The organism is Streptomyces sp. NPDC048106 (genome assembly GCF_040706415.1).
Taxonomy (GTDB): domain Bacteria; phylum Actinomycetota; class Actinomycetes; order Streptomycetales; family Streptomycetaceae; genus Streptomyces.
In genome coordinates, this window is the sequence record NZ_JBEZND010000045.1 from 1 (window position 1) to 21357 (window position 21357).

At 74.9% G+C, this 21357-nt stretch carries 7 protein-coding genes and 1 pseudogene; 1 reads left to right on the forward strand and 7 read right to left on the reverse strand.

The features are described 5' to 3' along the window. Nucleotides 1-152: 152 nt before the first annotated feature. A pseudogene (locus AB0927_RS33285) lies at nucleotides 153-1289 on the reverse strand (alginate lyase family protein); the annotation flags it as partial. A gap of 397 nt (nucleotides 1290-1686) precedes the next feature. Continuing rightward, nucleotides 1687-3855, reverse strand: coding sequence for a hypothetical protein (locus AB0927_RS33290; RefSeq protein ID WP_366671534.1), 2169 nt, complete (start codon nucleotides 3853-3855; stop codon nucleotides 1687-1689). Between the two features lie 308 nt (nucleotides 3856-4163). Between AB0927_RS33290 and AB0927_RS33295 the strand changes: the two genes are divergently transcribed. Beyond that, entirely contained in the window at nucleotides 4164-4967 is an 804-nt protein-coding gene (locus AB0927_RS33295; RefSeq protein ID WP_366671535.1) for a SpcZ, read from the forward strand. Between the two features lie 48 nt (nucleotides 4968-5015). On the opposite strand, the gene AB0927_RS33300 is transcribed toward AB0927_RS33295, so the two are convergent. From AB0927_RS33300 to AB0927_RS33320, 5 genes are read right to left on the reverse strand one after another with little or no spacing between them, the layout of a single operon-like run. Beyond that, nucleotides 5016-5891: a TauD/TfdA family dioxygenase gene (locus tag AB0927_RS33300; protein ID WP_366671536.1), complete on the reverse strand. Its 876-nt coding sequence runs from the start codon at nucleotides 5889-5891 to the stop codon at nucleotides 5016-5018. A gap of 41 nt (nucleotides 5892-5932) precedes the next feature. Further along, the gene (locus AB0927_RS33305; RefSeq protein WP_366671537.1) at nucleotides 5933-6640 is read right to left on the reverse strand and encodes a hypothetical protein; all 708 of its coding nucleotides are present in this window, start codon (nucleotides 6638-6640) and stop codon (nucleotides 5933-5935) included. Beyond that, complete coding sequence (locus AB0927_RS33310) at nucleotides 6606-7667, reverse strand: GSCFA domain-containing protein (protein ID WP_366671538.1); 1062 nt, start codon at nucleotides 7665-7667, stop codon at nucleotides 6606-6608. The genes AB0927_RS33305 and AB0927_RS33310 overlap by 35 nt, the downstream gene beginning before the upstream one ends. Nucleotides 7668-7675: 8 nt before the next feature. Beyond that, on the reverse strand, nucleotides 7676-17092 hold the full coding sequence (locus tag AB0927_RS33315) for an amino acid adenylation domain-containing protein (RefSeq protein ID WP_366671539.1): 9417 nt from the start codon (nucleotides 17090-17092) through the stop codon (nucleotides 7676-7678). Then, the gene (locus AB0927_RS33320) at nucleotides 17089-21123 is read right to left on the reverse strand and encodes an amino acid adenylation domain-containing protein (RefSeq protein WP_366671540.1); all 4035 of its coding nucleotides are present in this window, start codon (nucleotides 21121-21123) and stop codon (nucleotides 17089-17091) included. The genes AB0927_RS33315 and AB0927_RS33320 overlap by 4 nt, the downstream gene beginning before the upstream one ends. Nucleotides 21124-21357: the final 234 nt, after the last annotated feature.

Consider the following 21357-nt stretch of genomic DNA (forward strand, 5'->3'; position numbering starts at 1 on the left):
TTCTCCAACTCGTCGGGCGAGCCCCACGTCTCCACGTACGGCGCCGCGTACCGCGACGGGAAACCCGACCCGTTCGACGCGTCCGGCGCCGGCGCGCCCGTGACCGGGGAAGCGACCGGCGTGGCCGCCGACGTCTGCGTGGTTCCGGGGCCGGCCGTGTTGTCGGCGTGGGTGAGCGTCTCCCACGCGACGAACAGGTCGTTCGTCCCCGCGGGGCGGTTGCGCTCGGTGAGCTTGCCGGTCTCGGGCATGTCCTGGCCCATCCGGGTGTGCAGGGCGTTGTACCCGACCTCCGTCACGGGCCCCAGGTCCTGCTTCAGGCTGCCGCCGCAGACGGAGGACGGCACGGCCGCGCCGAGCGCGTACTTCGACTGGAACTCCAGTGCCTGCTTCAGGCGTTCACCCACCTGGGAGTACAGGTCCTGACCCTGGATCCAGGCGGTCTCGGCGACGTGGGAGATCGCGGCGATGCCGTACCCCGTGTGCGTCAGGTCGCGGCAGGTCTCCTGGGTCAGGCCGGAGGTGAAGGTGGACTGGCCCTGCCAGAAGTCGACCGTCGCCGACTTGTCGGCCACGGCTCCCGGCGCCGCCTTGGGCAGGGCGCCGTCGGAGTCCAGGTAGACATAGGCGGCGACCCGCTTCAGATAGCGGGCCACCGCCTGGTCGTAGCTGGTCCGGTCGTCGAGGAAGACGGAGATGCCGACCGCGGCCTCCATCATGCTCAGTTCCCAGTTGCCGTTGCTGTCCGAGCCCTTGATGACCTCGGGCAGGTAGACATCGCGCAGCATCGTCGCGAAGCGATCGGCCTGGGGCCACCCGGTGAAGGTGGAGCGGATGATCTCCGCTGCGCGCGGCCACATGGACCCGGCCCAGCCGGTTTGCAGCGGCGCGTTGCTGTCGGTGTGGGCGGTGATCGTCGACGACCAGGCGTCCATGATCTGGATGGACTTCTGGGCGTACTTCTCGTCCTGGGTGAGGTACCAGGCGAGGGCGTCGGTGTACGCGGCGATCGCGTCCTGCCGCTCGGCGGTGCACCCGTTGTCGGGCTGGGAGTACGAGCCGCACTCCACCGTCTGCCGGGGGCTGGGTTCGCGGGACAGGGAGGCATAGGGGCTCGCCATCATCTGGTCGAACGCGCCCTTCCAGGGCTGGCTCCCCGCCTGCACCTTCTCCCGTACGAAGTCCAGTTGCGGTCTGCTCTCCATCACCCCGGGGTGGGCGAACGCCGTGGACGGGGCGGGGTCCCCGTCCACTCCCGCGAGCGCGGGGACCGCCACGACCGCTGTCATCAGCGTGGCGATCAGAACGCCGAGGGCGACTCGTTTCTGCTTCTCCCTGTACCGCCCGGGCGGGCGGCGGAGAAGTGCGTTGAACATGGGGCACGCCTTCCAGGAGCCGGTGGCCAGTTCCATCGGGTTCGGCAGCCTGCGAGGTGCACCCTCGGCCGGTGACGCGGGACGTCCCGGTGTGTCGCGCGAAGGGGCGGTTCGCCCGGCTGGGAACGGGGAGGCCGCTTCCCGGGCGCCGCGGATCGCCCCGGTCGCCGTCGAAGGGAGCCGCCCCCCGCGCGTCATCCTTCTGGCGGCCGGCGGGCGCCCGCCAGCGTGCCGATGTCACCGTGCCCGTTAGGCCAGGGGATCTGTCCGAACAAACCGCGGGGTCCCCCGGTACGGGCCGGACCCGGCGTCAGGTTCCGGCGCCGCCCCGCCAGTCGCGCCACGCCCGGGTCAGTTCGCGTACCGCCGTCCGGTCGAGCTCCGCGTCCTGCGCCGGCTGCCCGGGTCCGACCTCGCGCATCAGGACGACGCCCAAGGTGCCGGGCTCCGGCCTGAGCACCCGGAACCGGGAGCCGGGCAGGAACAGCACCCGGTCCGGGCACAGCGGGTCGAGCAGGTCCGTGCGGCGGCCGTCGACCGACCAGATGAGGAAGTCGGTGTTGCCCGGTCCGTCGCCCGGGCCCAGGGCGGACGCCTCGCACACGTCGGGGTCGGTCACGAGCGGCTGCCCGGCGTACCACTGCCGCACCGCCTCGTCGAGCGTGGCCCGCAGACCGGTCGCCCCGCGGTGCACGGGGAGCATCCGCAGTCCGGTGCGCAGCAGTTCGCCGTCGGGCTCCGCCGGACCGGCCGCCGCTTCGGTGCCGGTGCCGTCCGGCCCCTCGCTGTCCGCCAGCCGGCGGAGCACCGCCGCGAGACCGGCGACGGCGTCCGGCTGCGGCGGGTCCGGGGTGAGTTCGGGATGCCGGCGCAGTACCTCGGCCGCGACGGACAGGGAGCCCTCGTGGCCGCTGTCCGGGACGGTGTGCGGCCGGGCCCCGCCGGTGGCGGGGGCGTCGTGGGCCCGCGGGCCGGAGCCCGCCGCGGGCCGGCCGCGGGACGGGCTGGTGGGGCGGCAGACGCCCAGGCGCACCGCTCGGCGCAGGTCGGGCGGGAAACCCGCCACCAGGTCCGCGGCGAGTCGTCGCAGCCGGGGCAGTTCCTCCTCGGAGTCGGCGTCGCACAGGACCCGTTCCCGGCCGGGCTCCGGGTCGCCGGACCGCACCTCGGCCGCGTACGGGGGGTCCTGCGGCAGGCGCACCCACAGGCCGCCGGGCACCACCTCGACGACCGCGTCCGGCGCGAGGAGGTATGTGCCGGGGCTGGTCTCCTCCAGGTCGCCGAGCGGCCAGCGGTGCGCCACGGCGTACGTCGGCGGCGGCCCGGCGGGGCCGGCCGGCGGCTGGTGGACGAACTCCTGTCCCAGCAGCGGGCGGCCGGGCGAGCCGTCCGCCCGCACCAGCAGCACCTCGGCGCCGTCGCCGGTTCCGTCGGGCATGCCGTTGTACAGGCGCACGGGTTCGCCGACCACCTGGGCGAGGACGTCTCCGAAGTGCCGTCCGCCGCTCAGGCGGGCGGGTCCGTAGCAGACGAACCGCACGGCCGACCGTACGTGCGGGGGCAGGCCCTGCCAGAACCGGGCGACGTCCGCCAGCGGCAACGGCGCCGCCCCGGGGACGCCGGCCACGACGGTGAGCAGTCCGGCGGAGACCGCCGGCCGGCCGGTCAGATACGTGCGGTGTTCGTCCAGGCCGGTGTCCGGCGCCTCGGGGCGCAGCCAGACGCCCGCGGGGAGCCGTTCCGCCACGGTCGTGCCGAGCGACCAGGGCCCATCGGGCAGGGCGGACTCCCACGCCGGTTTCGGGAAGGCCCTGGAGTCCCGCGCGTCGGGCAGGCCGGGTGCGCAGCGTACCCATCCCGCGCCGCGGTCGGCGCCGATGAACAGGCCGCCGCCGGGGGTGGGCAGCGGAGCGCCGTCCGCCGCGAGCACCGTCCTGCCCAGCTGGTCGGCGAGCCACCGGGCCACGGCCACGGCCCCGGGGCGGGGCGGCCGGCCGAAGATCAGCCGGAGGCCGCCGTCCCCCTCGGGCACGGCCCGCGCCATCCGCTCCAGCGTGGCGTCGTCCACGTCGTCGGGCAGGTCGGCCACCAGGACGGTGTACTCGGGGTCCGGGGCGAGGCCGGCCGCGAAGGACAGGGCGCGCGGATCGGCGGTGCCGGCCGGGGAGACCAACCACGCCCGGCCCGCGCGGTGGGCGGTGAACGCCCGGGCGCCGGGGGGGCGGGCGGCCGTCGCCCCGGTCCCGGCCGGCTGTCCGGGCGTCGGGCGTGCGTCGGGGCAGGACGGTGCCGCGGGTCCACCGCGCGGCGTGGCGGGGCGGGGGGCCACCGGGGCCTGCTGCCGCCGGCCGGGCCCGGCTGACGTACGGGCCGCGTCCGGGCGAGGGGCGCCGGGCCGGCCCATGGACCGCGCGGTGCCCGCGCGGGCGGACGCCGTCGGTTGCGGGTCGGCTTCCGCTCCGGTCTGGTTGCCGCTCATGCGCTTGCTTCTCCCTGAGAGGGCGATCTCCCTGCCATGGGCGGTGCGCGACCGGCTGGTGCGCCCGGGGGCCAGTGATCCACTGTAGGAACGCGCCGGTCTCGCGGTCCACCACGCCCGCCCCGCGCCCCCGCGTGACCTGGCACTTCGCGCCATGCGGGCATGGACCGTGCCCTTTCGGGCAGGGTGCGCGCGGTCGGTGGAGTCCGTGCGGCGGCGTTCCTAGGCTGCGCGGGCCGCCCGCGACCCGGCCGTCGCGTCCGCCGCGTCCGCGCGCGCTGTGCCCCGTCCCCCGACAGGAGAACCGTATGAGCCCTTCCCCGGTCGCCGCCGCGTCGTCCGACCGGCTGCTCGCCCGGCTCGGAGCCGGTATGGCCGCCGCCGGTCCGGTTTCGGATCCCGCTCTGCCCGACTGGCTGTGGCAGGTGAGCGCGGTGCTGTACGACGGCCAGGACGGCGCCGTGGCGAGGGACTGGGCGCTGCGGCTGCACGGCGCGCTCGCCCGCCTGGCCGGTCCGGTGCCGTTCGCCGTCGTGCACGACTGGCACGCCCACACCGTCGCGCCGATGCTGGCGGAGGCGAGCGTCCGGCGGGACCGGCCGGCGGGGCCGCAGGAAGCGGTACGGGAGCTGCATCTGCGGGCCCTGGCGGGCGAGCGCGTCACGGCGGCCGAGTGGGAAGCCGTGCTCGGGCCCGCCCTGCGGGTGGCCTACCGCCTCGCCTACGCCTACGCGGACGCCTTCGCCGACGCGTACGCCGGGGCCCACGCGTACGCCGTCGCGAACGACTACGGGGCCGATCGGGCCGCCGAGTTCGCGGGCAGCTACGCCGAGTCGAACACCGGCGCCAACGCCGCGTCGTTCGCCGACGGCAACGCCCTGGCGCACGCCGGTGCGACGGCGGCGGCCTGGGCCGCGGCCGACGTACACGCCTACGCGGAGACCTTCCCCTTCGCCCAGGTGCACGTGTGCGCCCTGGCCTGGGCCGGCCGCGAGCACCCGGCGACCCCGGACGAGGACGGCGAGAGGGAGGAGCGGGAGGCACGGCTGCGGTCGGCCCACCGGCGGCTGGCCGACGGGCTCCTCGACGCCCTGACCCGCACGGTCTCCTGACCCGCCCGGCCCGGCGGGAGCGGCCGGCGCCCCGCCGGCCGCGGGACCTCACGCCTCGGGCCGGCGGCCCTTGATGGCCACCCGACGGCCGTGGCGGGCGTGGGGGTAGTAGTCCCAGACGGCGTGGTGCTGGACGCTGCGGTTGTCCCAGAACACCAGCGTGTCGGGGGTCCAGCGGACCCGGCAGCTCAGCATCGGCGTGCGGGCGACCAGGTCGAACAGCATGGTGAGCAGCGCCTTGCTCTCCGCGCCGGACAGCTGCGGGATGTGCGAGGTGTAGGCGGGGTTGACGAACAGCAGCTTGCGGCCGGTCTCGGGGTGGCGCACCACCACCGGGTGCTCGTTCCTGAGCAGGACGTAGCCCTGCGGAGGGGTGTGGCCCTGCCAGGCGACGGCGTCGTCGTGGACCGCGGTCAGGCCGTCGAGGAAGGCCCGCATCGCCGGGGACAGCATCTCGTAGGCGAGGTGCATGTTGGCGAAGAGGGTGTCGCCGCCGCTGCCGATGTCCGGGGTGCGGGTGATGTGGAGCATCGAGCCGAGGGCCAGTTCGGGATTGGAGGTGCCGTCGGCGTGCCAGCCGTGGCCGTCGACGTCGGTGGAGTCCTTGTCGGCGCTGATCTCCAGGACGACCGGGTCGCGGCCCTCCGGGACGGCCACCGGGAGCGGGCGGAGTTCACCGAAGTGCGCGGCGAACCGCTTGTGGTCCTCGACCGACAGCGCCTGGTCGCGGAAGACGAGCACGTGGTGTTCGAGGAACGCGTGCCGGATCTCCGCCAGTTGACGGTCCGGCAGTTCACGGGTGAGGTCGACGCCGGTGATTTCGGCGCCGACGACCGGGGTCAGCGGGTCGGCGGCGATCGTCTCGTAGACCGTCCTGGGCCTGGTGGTGATGTGCTCGACGGCGTCCAGTACGAACTTCTCCATGGTGTCCTTCTGCGTCTTCCTCGTACGGGGGGCGGTTCGGGTCACAGGCCGCGCGTCAGCAGGTCGGCCAGGATCATCCGGCCGAAGGCCAGATTGCCGTGGATGGTGTCGTCGGGCTCGCACAGCTCGGGACGCTGCGCACCCGTGGCGTCGGTGCTCCGGTCGCGCACGTCGACGATCTCCACGCCGAGCGGGAGCACGGCCCGGCGGAGGGTGTCCTGCGCGGCCCGGAAGACCTCGGGGTCGGCGTGGCCGGGGACCCGTTGCGGCGGCAGCACCGCGAGTGTGCGCAGTCCGAGTTCACGCGCCCGGCGGTAGAAGGCCAGCGCGCCGCGGGACATGGACAGGACGATGTCGTCGAACAGCCGGCCCGACAGGAAGCCCGGGGGGAACGCGCCGCGTACCCGGTAGACCTTCCAGTTCTCGGCGGTGGCGACGAAGTGGGTGCTGAACCCGAGCGTCGACACCAGTGGGACGGTCAGCTCGCCGAGGGCCTGGACGTCCAGCCCGGCCAGGAAGCGGCGGTAGTAGCGGTCGGCCTCGGGCTTGCGGAACATGATGTCGTCGCCGCGGACGTCGAAGAATTCGGCGGTGAACTCCCGTCCGGCGCCGATCGGTCCGCCGTGGAAGGGGATGCCCGCCTCCCGCGCCGCCCGGCCGACCGGTCCGGCGTGCGAGTCGCCCAGCAGCAGGAACCTGGCGGGGGCCGGGGCGTCAGCGGGGACCGTAGTAGTCGAGTACGGCGTCATCGCACCAGATGTCCTCTCCTCGGTCGGGGCCGGGGCCGGCGGCGGGGCGTGGGGTGAGGGCGCCGAGGAACTGGCGCATGACGAAGGCGACGCCGTCCGGGGTGACCGTGCGCAGGTTCGGTTCGTAGAACGCCGCCTTGAAGGGCGCGCCGGTGATGACCTCGTACGCGGGGAAGTAGTCGACGTAACCGTGTTCCTGGGCCAGTTGCCCGGCGACGGCGCGCAGCACGGACTTGGAGTACGTGGTGGCGGTGAGCGCGTGGCCGCCGGTGGCGGTGGCGGTGAGCGGTACGGGCGAGACGGTGAGCACGACGCGCAGGGCCGGGTTGGCGGCGCGGGCGAGTCCGAGGGCCGCCGACAGGTCGCGGTGCACCTCGGCGAAGGCGGCGTTCGTGAAGGCGTGGAGCCGGGCGTCGAAGGTGCCGCGCACGGTGCCGGGGCAGACCGGGTAGACGGCGCCGGTCTCCCGGTTCTCCCATGCCTCGGTCAGACCGAGGGTGAGGATCAGGCAGGCGGCGCCGGCGAGGGCGCCGCCGATGGCCGCCAGGGTCGTCCGGCGGGCGGCCAGCACGGCCTGTGCCGAGTCGTGGCCGTCGGGTTCGAGCGACGGGCGGAACGGGTCGAAGAAGCGGCCGTCCTCGTACCAGACCTCGTCGGGCGGGGAGGTCTCGCCGCTCGCCCAGGACAGCCACTGCCGGAACGCGGCGGCGGTGTGGATGTTGCCGGTGCGGAAGGAGAACGCGCCGTACTGGCGGCTCTCCCGCTCGGCCGGGGTGAGTCCCGGCGGCGCCGGCTCGGTGACCCGCCAGTTCATGCCCCGGTCGAGCAGGGCGGGGCCGATGTGGCGGGCGAAGCAGGAGCCGGCGGTCAGGACGGGGTCGTCCTGACCGAGGGAGAACCGAGGGGTCCACAGGTCTCCGATGGCGGAGGGCTCCGGCTCGGCCACGGCGGACCGCCAGAACGAGCGGGACGGCAGGGACTGGTACGGGTGGGGGTGCTGCTGGTGGGGGTGTTGCTGCTCGTGCACGGGGGGCCTCAGGTTCCTTCCGGGGGCGCGTCGGCGGTGTCCGGGGCGGCTGCCGCCGCGTTGATCTCCTCGGCCACCGTCCGCACGTGGGGCGGCCGGACGATGCCGTAGTGGTCGGTGTCCAGGACGCGGCGGTGCGCCGACCCGGACAGGTGGGCCCGCCACAGGTCCAGTTGCTCGTCGGCGGAGCCGAGCGCGGGCAGTCCGGCCACCGGGAGGGCCGCCAGCCAGAGTCGGCTCGGCGTCGCGGTCAGGCGCGGCGGTTCGTGCCCCGCCATGCTCGCGAGGTTGGCCCGGCAGCAGCGCGCCAGCCGCTCGGCGTACTCCTGCGCCGCCCGGCCCGGCGCCGCGTCCGTGCCGCCCGTGCCCAGCTCGTGGGCGAAGACCGCGTCGATACGGGCCTCGTCGTAGTCCGCGAAGCGCGGCCCGGCACCCGGCGGGGGCGGGTCGATGAGGAAGAGGCCGTCCGCCGCCCGGCCGTCCGTCTCCGCCTGCGCGGCCATCTCCAGCGCCACCCAGGCGCCGAAGGACCAGCCGGCCAGGTGCAGGCGCCACTCGCCGCGCGGGAAGCGCTGCCGCAGGGCCGCCGCGTAGTGCCGGGCCCGTTCCGGCAGGGACCACGGGGGCGCGGTCCCGCGCAGGGCGGGGTCGGCGATCAGGCAGACGGTGAGGCGCGGGTCGAGCGCCGATACCAGGGCCCGGTACGCCTGGATGTCACCGCCCACCGGGTGGACTAGGCAGAGCAGGTCGCGCCCGGTGCCCCGCTGCCACACCTCAAGGGACACCTGTCGGTCGGTGGCGGATTCGGCCCGCGCCGGTCGGGAGTGCGCCGATTCCGCCTGGGCCGCTTCGACGGACACCTCCATTTCCGCGTGCGCCGATTCCGCGTGCACCGATTCGCCGAGCAGTGCCAGCACCTCCGTCAGGCTCACCCGGTGGCTCATCCGGGAGAGTTCGAGGTCGATGCCGAAGTGCCGCTTCACCTCGCTGATCAGGTCGAGCAGGGTGAGCGAGTCCGCGCCCAGGTCGTAGAGGGACGCGTCCGGGTCCAGCTCCTCCAGCCCCAGCCAGCGGCACAGGTGCTCGGTGAGCCGTTCGGCGGGCGGGGTCTCCTCGGGGCGGGCCCTGGTCTCCTGCGGTGCCGGGGCCGGTGCTCCGGCGGGAGCCTCGTAGAAGCCGCGGGCCTGCTCGGGCGGGGTGGTGGAGACCAGCAGCTGCGGCAGTTGCAGCCGCAGGGCCCGTTCGAACACCCGGCTGCCCTCGGCCACGTCGAGGCCGACCGCCAGATGTGCCTGGTGACGGGTGTCCGACCGCAGCGCCTGCCGGGCCATCCCGGCCTCGTGCCAGACGTCCCAGTCGATGCCGAGCCGCAGCGTGGTCTCCGCCGGGGCGGCCCGGTGGCGGGCAAAGCCGTCCAGCAGACCGCTCGCCGCCGCGTAGTCGAGCTGCCCGACGCCGCCGAAGAGGGCCGCCATGGACGAGCAGTACGCGGCGAACTCCGGCCGGAAGCGCGCGATCAGCGACTCGACCAGCAGGGCGCCGTTCAGCTTGGCGGCGGTGGCCCGGCGCATGGCGGCGCCGTCGCGCCGGACGATGAGGTTCCCGGCCGCCTCGCCGACGGCGTGGACCACGCCGTCGACCCGGTCGGTGTACCGCTCGATCGTCGCCAGCACCACGCCGGGCGGCTGCTCGGCCAGGTCTGCCTCGACCATCCGGACCCGGTCCGCCCAGGGTGCCAGGCGGTCCGGCAGGGACGGCCGCCGGGCCACCAGGATCACCCGGCTGTCGGTCCGTTCCAGCAGCCAGGCCGCGAGGGTGCCGCCGATGCCGCCGGTGCCGCCCAGGATCACGTGGACGCCGTCCCCGGCGGCCACAAGCCCGGCGGTCCCCGGCGGCGCGGTGACCGGCAGCAGGGTCTGCCGCCACCAGTAGCCCTGTCGCAGCGCCAACCGGTGCTGCTCCGGAGCGGAGGGGTCCGGCTCCGCGAGGACCGGTGCCAGCAGCGGCGCCCAGTCGGCGAGGCCGATACCGGGCAGGTCGAGCCAGCGCCCGGCGACGCCGCGTTCCTGGCGGGCCACCTCGCAGACGCCGGCCAGGAGGCCGAGTTCCGGTCGCTCCACACCGCCCTCCACGGGCTGCGCCCGGTGGGAGAGCCAGAAGGCGCGCAGCGGCCCCGCCTCCGTCCGGCCGGCCATCGCCCGCAGCAGTGCGGCCGGGGTGTCGACGCAGGCCCAGTGGGCGCGGGCGAGCGACTCCTCGCCCACCGCCCCGTCGACGGCCAGGGGCAGCGCGTGCAGCCAGTCGACACCGGCCCAGGTCACGTCGGCGAGTGCGTCGAGGAGCAGGTCCAGCGAGCCGGGGTCGGCCGGGTCGACCTGGTAGGCGTCGTCGGCCAGCCGGGCGAAGTCGTCCGCCGCGGCGACCCGCACCACCCGGGCGTAGACCGCCCGCAACGGCTGTACGGCGGCCTCGGGCAGCGGCTCGGCCGTCATCACCACCAGCAGGTCGCGGGCGGGAGCGGCGGGAGCGGCGGGAGCGGCGGGCAGGGCCCGCCGCAGCCGCACCCAGTGCGGCTGGTGCAGCCACTCGGCTTCGGGCAGCCGCCGCGGGCCGTCGGCCGGTGCGGGTACGGAACGGGGTGCGGGCGCGGACTCCGGCGCGGGTGCCGAGGGGGTGCGCGGGAAGTCGTGGTCGGTCAGCCGGAAGGCGGGCGGCGGGAAGTCCCAGGGGGCCGGTGCCGGTCCGGACGGCCAGTGGACGGTCCGTCCCGCCAGCCAGGCGTCGGCCAGCTCCCGGGCCGTACGGCCGGCGGCGGACAGTCCCTCCCCGTCCGGTGCCGCCTCGATGCCGGCCGCCGTGCGCAGCCAGGTCACCGCGGCGGCGGCGTCGGGGCAGACCCCGGCCAGCCGCCAGCGATGCGCGGGACGTCCGGCCTGGAGGTGCCGCAGCACCTGGGGGTAGGTCTCGGGGCGGGCTTCGAGGTAGTCCGCGATCCGCGCGGCGTCGGTGCCGAGGCCCTCCGCGCTGCTGCTGGACAGCGTCAGACAGGGCACGGCGGCCGGCGGCGCGGCCGGGACCCGGGCCTCCTCAAGCAGCAGGTGGGCGTTGGTGCCGCCGATGCCGAAGCTGCTCACGGCCGCCACTCGCGGCCGGCCCGCCGGCCAGGGCCGGGCCTCGGTGGGGACGTGGAACGGCGCGAGGTCGCCGATCCGCGGGTTGACGCGGTGGAAGCCGACGTTGGGCGGGAGCACACCGTGGTGGACCGCCAGAGCGGCCCGCACGAGTCCCACCACCCCGGCCGCGGCGCCCAGATGACCGATCTGGCTCTTCACCGACGCCAGCGCGCAGCTGTCCGGCGTGTCGAGGTCCAGGGCCTGGCGCAGCGCGCCCACCTCGACCGGATCGCCGAGCTGGGTGCCGGTGCCGTGCGCTTCGACGTAGCCGATGTCGGCGCCGGTACGGCCGCCGCGCCGCAGGGCGGCCCGGATCACCTCGCGCTGGCCGGCCAGCGAGGGGGCGCTGTAGCCGAGCTTGCCGGCCCCGTCGTTGTTGAGGGCCGAGCCGGTGACCACCGCGTAGACGGTGTCGCCGTCGCGCCGCGCGAGCCGCAGGGGCTTGAGGACGACCACACCGACGCCGCTGGCGCCGATGGTGCCGCCGGCATCGTCGCTGAAGGGCCGGCAGTGTCCGTCGGCGGAGAAGATGTGCTGGGGCTGGTAGGTGTAGCCGTCGGTCAGCTGGGTGTCGACGAGCACTCCCCCGGCCAGCATGACCTCGGCGTCGCCCTGGCGCAGCAGGCCGGCCGCGAGGTGGACGGCCACCAGCGAACTGGCGCAGGCGGCCTGCACGGTGAACGCCGGTCCGGTCAGGCCCAGGTGGTAGGCGGCCTTCGTGGCGAGGAAGTCCTTCTCGTGGTGGAGGGCCATCTGGAAGCCGTCGGGCAGGTGTGCCGGATCGGCCTCGCGCAGGATCGACTGGAAGTAGGTGTTCTCCCCGCAGGCCGCGATCAGGCCGACGCGCTGCCCGGCGGGGTCGGCGATGCCGGCGTGGGCGAGCGCCTGGACACAGCTCATCAGCAGATGGCGCTGCTGGGGGTCCATGAGGCGTGCGTCGCGGCGGCTGATGCCGAAGTGCTCCGGGTCGAAGGCCAGCAGCCCGGCCATCTGGCTGCGGGCGCCGACCAGGCCGTCCGCCGCGTCGAAGTGCTCGACGCCGATGCCGCCGTCGCGGACCATCCGCCAGAAGGCGGCCAGGTCGTCGGCGCCGGGCAGCCGCACCGCCATGCCGATGACGGCGACGGGTTCGTCGGCCGCCGACGGCTGGGGCGCGATCGCCGACGGCCGGGGCGGGGACGCCGGTGGCTCGGTCACGGTCGCCGACGGCCGGGGCGCGGGGGCGGAGGAGGGCGGGAGCAGGGGGGTCAGGAAGCGGGCCAGACGGCGGACGGTGACGTGTTCGAACAGGTCTGCGACGGTCAGCGGCAGCCCCAGTTCCGTGGTGCAGCGCAGGTGGAAGCGCATCAGGTCGAGGCTGGAGGCGCCCGCCTCGAAGAAGCGCTGCTCGGGCTGGACCGGTGTGCCGGTCACCGCCTCGAACAGCTCGCTCAGGCGCCCCTCCAGCGAGGACGGGCGGGGCGCGGCGGCGGCGCGCGGGGTCAGTTCCTCGCCGGGCGCGGTGAGCGCCGTGCGGCGGTCCAGCTTGCCGCTGGGGGTGCGCGGCAGCGCCGTCAGCCGACGGAAGCGCTGGACGCGTACGTGCGGTGGCAGCAGCGGGGCCAGGTGGCTCGCCAGTTCCTCCGGCGCGGGGGACGCGTCGCGGCACTGGACGCAGGCCACCAGCTGCTCGCCGTCCCGCACCACCACGGCGGCCACGATCCCCGGGTGGCGCAGCAGCGCGGCCTCGACCTGGCCGAGCTCCAGCCGGTGGCCGCTGAACTTGATCTGCTGGTCGTCGCGCCCCAGGTAGTGCAGCAGGCCGTCGTGGTCGAACCGGGCCAGGTCGCCCGTGCGGTAGAACAGCCCGAGGCCGGGCAGTTCCGTGAACCGAGCACGGTTGAGCGCGGCGTCGCCCAGGTAGCAGGGCGCGACCAGCGGCCCGCCGATCAGCAACCGGCCGGGGCGCCCCGGGGGTACGGGCTGGTCGGCCTCGTCGACCACGCGCAGCCAGGTGTTGGCGACGGGGCGGCCGATCGCGGGGCGTTCCGGCCACTGCGCCGGGTCGCCGTCCAGACAGAGGGCGCTGACGACGTGGGTCTCGGTCGGGCCGTAGTGGTTGAACAGGCGGGCGCCGGGCATTCCGGCGAACCACCGGCGGATGGCGTCCGTGCACAGCAACTGCTCGCCCGCGGTGATCACCTCGCGCAGCCGGGCGGGGTAGCGGCCGAGGTGGACGGCGTGTTCGGCGAGGAGTTGCAGCGCGACGTAGGGCATGAAGACGCGTTCCACGCCGGCCGACTCCAGCTGGGCCAGAAGCGCGGGCGGGTCCTGACGCCAGCCGGGGCGCACCAGGTGCAGGCAGCCGCCGCCGCACAGGGTGCCGAAGATCTCCTGGAAGGAGACGTCGAAGGACAGCATGGAGAACTGCTGGGTGACGGCGGGCGCGGCCAGGTCACCGGACTCGCGCTGCCACTGGAGGAGGTTGCACAGGGTGCGGTCGGCCACCTGCACGCCCTTGGGGGTGCCGGTGGAGCCGGAGGTGAACAGGGTGTACAGCGGCCGTCGGCCCTGGTGCGGCGGTGTCGCGGGGGCGGGCGCGGTGGACAGCCGGACCGGGTGGCGGGGCAGGTGCGGCGGGGCGATCGCGTCGAGCGCGGCCTCGCCTCCCGGCGGGACCAGGACGCACAGCGGCCGTGCCTGGTCCAGGATCTGGCGCAGCAGGGCCGGCGGGTAGCCGGGGTCGAGCGGTACGGCGGTGATGTTGAGGCGGGCCAGGGCGAGCAGCGCCACCACGTGTTCGACGGAAGGGTCGAGGTGGAGCGCGATGGCGCGCGGACGGTCGTCGTCCGCGGGCGGTGCCGGGAACCGCTCCAGCAGTTCGGCGGCCAGCGCGGCGGCGTGGGTGTCGAGCCGGGCGTAGCTGACGGTGCGGTCGCCGGACACCAGCGCGGGGGCGATGGGCGTCCGGCGGACCTGCCTGGCGAAGGCTTCGGCGACAGTGGCGTCGGTCTGCCGCGTGGCGGTGGGGCGGCCGGGGTCGGGAAGGCTGTGCCGGTACGGCGTCACCAGGTCGGTGACGGTGCTGTCCCGCTCCCCCGCCAGCCGGTCCAGCGCGTCCTGGAAGAGGTCGGCCATGGCCCGCACCTCCGAGGCGTCGAAGTGGCCGTCGGCGTACTCCCAGAGCAGGTCGAAGCCGTCGGCGTGCTCGACCGCCGACAGGGTCAGCGGGCACTTGGCGTGGGCTGGTTCCGGCCATGCGGGGCGCGCGTCGCAGCCCGGCAGGGCGAGCGCGGAGAAGTCGGTGTTCTCCAGGACGAACAGGAAGTCGAACGGCGTGCCGTCGCCGTGGGCGTCCCGGTCGGCGAGTACGTCGGCGAGGGCCACGTCCTGCCGGTCGAGTACGGCCTGTGCGGCGGCGGCGTGCCGCAGCAGCCCGGCGCGCAGCGTCTCGCGGGGCGCGACCCGCAGAGGCAGCAGCACCGTGTTGGCGAACATGCCGACGCTGTCCTCGAACTCTCGCACGGGCCGGTTGGCGACCGGGCTCGCGACCCGCAGCCGCGAGCGGCCGGTGACGCCGTAAAGGCTCCAGGCGAAGACGCCCAGCAGCAGTTGGAAACGGGTCAGGCCCAGTGCGGAGCAGAGCCGGTCCAGGGTGGTCAGGCGCACCGGGTCGAGGGAGGTGCGCAGCAGGCGCCCCGCGGTGTCGGCTACGGGCCGCAGCGGTTCCCACGGCGCCGTGACCGCCGCCGGCTCGGCTTCCTCGTCGGCCCGGGCGTAGTGGGTGCGCAGTTCGGCGCGCTGGGTGCGGTAGTCCGGCCGGGTGTGCCAGTCGGTCTGCCAGGCGGCGAAGTCGAGCGGGGTCGGCACGTCGGCGGGGGCACCCTCGCCCTTGTCTTCGTCCGGCACGGCCGCGTACTCCTCGGAGAGTTCCCGGAAGAGCACGTTGAGCGACCAGCCGTCGACCGCGATGTGGTGCAGGTGCAGCAGGAGTACGCCGCCCTCGCCGTCCGGGAGCCAGCTCGCCCGCAGCAGGCGCGGGCGGGCCAGGTCGAACGGTGTGGCGAAGAAGCGGCGGGCGTGGTCGCCGTGGCCGCCCTCGCCCCCGCCGGGGTCCCCGGTCGGCTCCGTCCACGGGTCGTACGGCTCGCCCACCACCTGGCGCAGTCCTTCGGTGGTGGCTTCGAACGCGGTGCGCAGCGCCGGATGGCGCACCACGAGCCGGCGCAGCGCACGGCGCAGCGCGGCGCTGTCGACGGTGCCGCGGACGGTGAAGGACAGCGTGACGTCGTAGGCGCGGGAGAGGGGGTCGCGCTGGTGCAGCAGCCAGAGCCGCTGCTGCTCGGAGGTGGCCGGCGCGCAGCGGGCGTCCGCCGGGACGGGGGGCGCCGGGTACGGCGAGCGGTCCGTGCCGCGTCCGTCCTCCACGGCGGCGGCGAGTTCCGCCAGGTCCGCCCGCAGGACCAGGCTCTGCGGCAGCTCGCGGTCCCAGAGCCGACGCACCTCGGAGCGCAGCCGCAGCGCTTTCAGCGAGTCGCCGCCGCTGGGTATCCAGCGGTCGTCCAAGCACAGTCCCGGTACGCCCAGGATCCGGCGCGCCAGGTCGAGCATCCGACGCTGCGTCGCGGTGGCGCCGGTGGTCGCGGCGGCCGGGCCATCGGCGCGTCGCCAGGGCTGCTCGTCGTCGCGCCGCAGCAGGGCGGCCTGGTCGGTCTTGCCGTTGGCGGTCAGCGGGAGTTCGTCGACCAGGTGGATGCGGTGCGGTCGCATGTACGGCGGCAGCCCGGCCGCGAGATGGCGGTCGAAGTCGTCGAAGTCGAGGGCCGATCCCGGTACCAGGTATGCCAGCAGTTCGTTGACGCCCTGCTGCTCGTCCCGGCGCGTGCAGACGTACGCCTGCCGCACCGCCGGGTGGGTCAGGATGTGGCGTTCCAGCTCCCCGGGTTCGATGCGGAAGCCGCGCACCTTCACCTGGCGGTCCGCGCGGCCCACGTACTCGATGAGGCCGTCGGCGCCGCGCCGGACCAGGTCGCCGGTGCGGTAGCACCGGGTGCGCCCGCCGTCGTGCCGGTCCAGCCGGACGAAGCGGCGCGCGGTCTCCTCCGGCAGGTTCCGGTAGCCGGCCGCGAGCGCGTCCCCGGCGAGCAGGAGTTCGCCCGGCTCCCCGGTGTCGGCCGGCCGCGCGCCGTCGGCCACCACGAGTGCCTCGGTGCCGGGCAGCGGCCGGCCGATGGGCACCACGTCGCCGTCGAAGTCGCGGGGGATGGGGTGGCACAGGGCGAAGGTGGTGGCCTCGGTGGGGCCGTACACGTTGTGCAGCCGGGTGGGGCTCGCGGGGTTGTCCCGGTACCAGCGGCGGATCAGCGGGGCGTTGAGCTGCTCGCCGCCGACCAGCACCTGGCCGACCTCGGCGAAGCAGTCCGGGACCCTGTCGACGACCGTGTTGAACAGCGCCACGGTCATGAAGAGGGTGTCGATGCGCCGGCGCCGCAGTTCGGCCGCGAGCACGTCGGGGGTCTGCACCACCTCGTCGTCGAAGATCACGCAGCAGCCGCCGGTCAGCAGCGGTACCCACACCTCGAAGCTGAGGGCGTCGAACGCGGGGTTGGACAGGCAGGCGTAGCGCGCGCCCTCGGGCAGCCGCAGGTAACCGGGGAGCGCCAGCCGCAGGATGCCGGCGTCCCGCACCTCGACGCCCTTGGGCCGGCCGGTCGTGCCGGACGTGTAGAAGACGAAGCCGACCGGGGCGGCCTGCGCGGGGGCGGCGGGGGCAGGGGCCGTTGGCGCAGCGGTTTCGGCGGGGACCGGGGTGGCGGCGAGCAGGTGGGCGACCGCCAGAGGCGTCACGCCGTCCGGCAGGCCGTCGGGTACGACCTCGCCGTGGATGAGCGCCACGGCGGCCGAGTCGGTGAGGATGTGGCCGCGCCGTCCGGGCGGGCTCTGCGCGTCGAGCGGTACCACCACCGCGCCCAGGCGCAGGACGCCGAGCATGGCACAGACCAGTTGCCAGGACCGCGGCAGGCAGACCGCCACGCTCTGGCCGGGCCGGACGCCACGGCGGCGCAGGCTGTCGGCGACGGCGGCGCTGGCAACTTCGAGTCCGGCGTAGTCGAGGCGCCGGGCGCCGTCGAGCACGGCGACGGCGTCCGGGGTGCGGCGGGCCTGGGCCAGCACGCTCGCGGCCAGACCGGCCGCCGGGGCCGGAGCTGTGGGTGCGATCCGTGCGGTGTGCGCGACCGGTGCGGTCGGTGCGGTGGGTGTCGGTTCCATCATGCTCTCCCCGCCAGGCCGGGCCCGGTCTCGTTCGGTACGGGGCGGGTCGCCGACCGGACCAGCTCGGATTCGAGCAGCGCGGCCACCCGCGGGATTCCGGCGGGTTCCAGGATTTCCCAGTGGTCGCAGTCCAGATGCTCCACCCGCAGGCGGCCGGTGCCGACGCGGCGGAGCCAGTGGTCCGCGGCCGTCCGCACCGCCGGTTCGTCGAGTCCTCGGATGGCCTGCAACAGGACCAGCCGGGCCGGGGTGGCCGGCGCCCGGTAGGCGCTCGCGGCCGTCCGGTTGTGGTTGTAGACCCGGTGGTACCGCTCGATCTGCTCGTCCTCGATGCCGGGGTACATGCCGTTGAACCGGACCAGCTTCTCGCGGAACTCGGCCATCGGGACCGGCTCGATCGCGGCGCGCGCGGCGCCGTCGTCGCCGCCGCCGTGTGTGTCGAGGAGGACCACGCTCAGCTCGGTGTGCCCGGCCAGGGCCAGCCGGCGTCCCATCTCGTGGGCGACCAGGCCGCCGAAGGAGAGGCCGGTGAGCACCAGTGGTCGTCCGTCGAGCAGTGGTTCGACGAGCCGCAGGTACTCGTCCGCCATGGCCTCGACCGTGGGCAGGAAGTCCTCGCCGGGGTTCAGCCCCGGGGACTGGACGCCGTAGACGCCGCAGTCCTCGGGCAGGGCCCTGGCCAGCGGCAGGTAACAGAAGGCCGTACCGCCGCCGGGGTGCACGCAGACGACGCGGCGGGACCCGTCGCCCTGGCGGAAGGCGATGAGGTTGCCGGGGGGCTGGGCCGCGGCTCCCTGCCGCAGCCGTCCGCCGAGCGCCTCGATGGTCGGGTGCAGCATGATGTCGCGGACGGGCAGCGGCTCACCGAACGTCTCGCGGACGGCGTGGGCCAGTCGGATGGCGGAGATCGATGTCCCGCCGATGTCGAAGAAGTCGTCCCGGATGCCGATGTCGGGGTGGAGCAGCAGCCGTTTCCATATCCGGTAGAGCGCCAGCTCGATGTGGTCACGCGGGGTCGAGGTGTTGACCTGGGCCGGCCCGGCCGTCCGCGCCCGTGCCAGCAGCGCCTCGCGGTCGAGTTTGCCGTGGGGGGTCTGCGGCAGCCGCGGCATCTCGACGACCAGCTCGGGGAGCATGTAGGCGGGGAGGCGGCGGGCGAGCGCGGCACGCCACTCGGCCGCCGGCCGGGGTACGGCCCCGTCGCGGGCGACCCCGGCGATCAGACGGGTGCCGCCGGCCTCGTCGGGCTCCGCCAGTACGGCGGCTTCCAGGACGCCCGGCTGCTCCCGCAGTGCGGCCTCCACCTCGCCGGGTTCGACACGGAAGCCGCGCACCTTCACCTGGTGGTCGGCGCGTCCGACGAACTCCAGCCGGCCGTCCGCGCGCCACCGGGCCAGGTCGCCGGTGCGGTACATACGGGTGCCGGGCGGGCCGTAGGGGTCGGCGATGAAACGTTCCGCCGTCAGTTCCGGCCGGCCGAGGTAGCAGCGGGCCAGGCCCGCGCCGGCGACGTACAGCTCGCCGCGGAAGCCGGGCGGGACCGGCCGCAGGTGCGCGTCGAGGACGTAGACCCGGGTGCCGGCCACGGGCCTGCCGATGGGCGGGGTCACGGCTCCGGAGAGCGGGTCGCTCATCGTGGCGCAGACCGTGGTCTCGGTCGGGCCGTACGCGTTGATCATGCGGCGGCCGGCCGACCACTGCCCGACCAGGGCCGGCGGACACGCCTCACCCGCCACGACGAGGGTCATCCCGTCCGGCAGGGCGTCGTCGGGCAGCACCGCCAGCGCGGTCGGGGGCAGGGTGGCGTGGGTGACGGCGTGTCGGCGCAGCACCCCGGCGAGGGCCTCGCCCGGCAGCAGTTCGTCCGCCGGGGCCATCACCAGCCGCGCGCCGGACAGCAGCGCCATGCACACCTCCCAGGTGGCGGCGTCGAAGCCGGGCGAGGCGAACTGGAGCACCCGGCTGTCCGCGGTGACGGCCAGCCGCTCGATCTGGCTCGCGCAGAGCCCGGCGACACCGGCGTGGGTGACGACCACACCCTTGGGCCGGCCGGTCGAACCGGAGGTGTAGATGACGTACGCCGGCGATACCGCCCGGAGCGGCGCACCACGATCGGCGTCGGTCGGATCGAGGGCATCGGCGGGGTGGGCGGGGGCGTCCGCGGCGTGGGCGGGAGCGGGCGTGGTCGCGGGCTGGGCCGGGGTCGCGGGGTGGAGCGGGGTCGCAGGGTGGGGCGGGGTCGCAGGGTGGAGCGGGTCGGTGTCGGTGTCGGGCAGGAGGAGGAGCGGGGCGGTCGCGCCGGGCAGGGTCCGCGCGGTGGCCGCGTCGGTGAGGACGCAGACCGGGTCGGCGTCGGTGAGCATGTAGGTGATCCGGTCGGCCGGGTAGGCGGGGTCGACGGGCAGATAGGCGCCACCGGCCTTCAGCACCGCCAGGATCGCCACCAGCCACCGCACCGACCGGGGCAGGGCCACCGCCACCAGGCGTTCGGGACGTACGCCCAGCCCGACCAGGTGCCGGGCCAGCCGGTTCGCCCGGGCGTTCAGCTCCGCGTAGGTCAGCGAGACCGCGCCGAACTCCATCGCCACCGCCAGGGGGGTGGTGCGCACCCGCTCCTCGAACAGGGTGGGGAAGGGTACCGCGGGGACGGCGGGTCCCGTGTCGTTCCAGTCGTCCAGCACCTGGGCACGCTCGCGCTTGGACAGCAGCTCCAGGGAGGACACCGGCCGTTCCGGATCGGCGGCCATCTGGGTCAGCACCCGCCGCAGCTGCCGGCAGTGCCGCTCCACCGTCTCCCGGTCGAACAGCGCGCACGCGTAGTCCAGGGTGCCTACGACGCGGTCGCCCTCCTCCGCCAGGGACAGGGCCAGGTCGAACTTGGCCCCGGCACCGGACTCCTCCAGCCGTGTCACGTCCAGGCCCGGCAGGACCGGCTCGCCGCCCTCGGTGTTCTGCCAGGCGAACATCACCTGGAACAAAGGCGTGTGGGCCGGACTGCGGGGCGGCTTGACCACCTGCACCACCTGCTCGAACGGCAGGTCCTGGTGGGTCAGCGCCGACAGCGTCACGCCCCGTACCCGCTTCAGCAGTTCGGCCACCGACGGTTCGCCGGAGAGGTCGACGCGCAGCGCCAGGCTGTTCACGAAGAAGCCGATCAGCGCTTCGAGTTCGGCTCGGCCCCGGTTGGCCGTGGGCGTGCCGATCACCACATCGGTCTGCCCGGACCACCGGGAGAGCACCAGGGCCCACCCGGTCAGCAGGGTCATGAACAGGGTGCTGCCGTTGCGCCGGCTCAAGGTCCTCAGGGAGGCGATGAGTTCCGCGTCGAACTCGACGCGCAGCTGCGCGCCCCGGTGATCCTGCTCGGCCGGGCGCGGACGGTCGGTCGGCAGGTCGAGCAGGACGGGCGCGTCCGCGAGGGCGTCGCGCCAGTACGCGGACTGCTGGGCGACCGTGTCGGCGGAGAGCCGTTCGCGCTGCCAGGCGGCGTGGTCGGCGTAGCGCGCGGGCAGCGGCGGCAGCGGATCGTCCCCGCCCGCGCGGAACGCCGCGTACAGCGCACCGAGTTCCCGGGTGAACACACCGGTCGACCAGCCGTCCGACACGACGTGGTGGGCGGTGACCAGCAGGACGTGCCGGTCCGCGGCCGTCGCCACCAGCCGACCGCGGAACAGCGGGCCCCGGGCGAGGTCGAACGGCGCGGTGGCCTCCTCCCGGCGCAGTGCGTCGAGCCGGTCCTCCGCGTCCGGGCGGCCGGTCAGGTCGTGCACCCGCAGCGGGAAGCCCCTGCCGGGCGGTTCGATCCGCTGGAAGACTTCGCCGGCCACGGCGACCAGGCGGGTGCGCAGCGCTTCGTGCCGGTCTGCCAGCCGGTCGAGCGCCCGGGTCAGCGCGCCGCGGTCCAGCGGTCCCCGCAGCTCGTACGCCAGCGGCATGTGGTACGCCTCGCCCGCACCGGGCATCTGCGCCAGGAACCAGAGCCGCCGCTGTGAGAACGAGCATGGAAATTCGGTGGTGATGTGCTGCGGCAAGGCCGGCTTTTCCCCTCGGGGTGGTCCGCTTGGTGTGCGGTGGCGCACGTGAAGGACGGCGGGAAGAATTCGGACAGCTACTTTTGGACGCTGTCGACATTCCGAATCATTGGTCCGCCCGAAGTGCCGGTCAATGGCTTTTCGGGCACATGCAGCGGGTGTTCGGGCAGGGTCGGCCGAATATCGCGACATAATTGCCGAGGCAGCGAAGATCAGGCAGATCCAGTTCGTAAC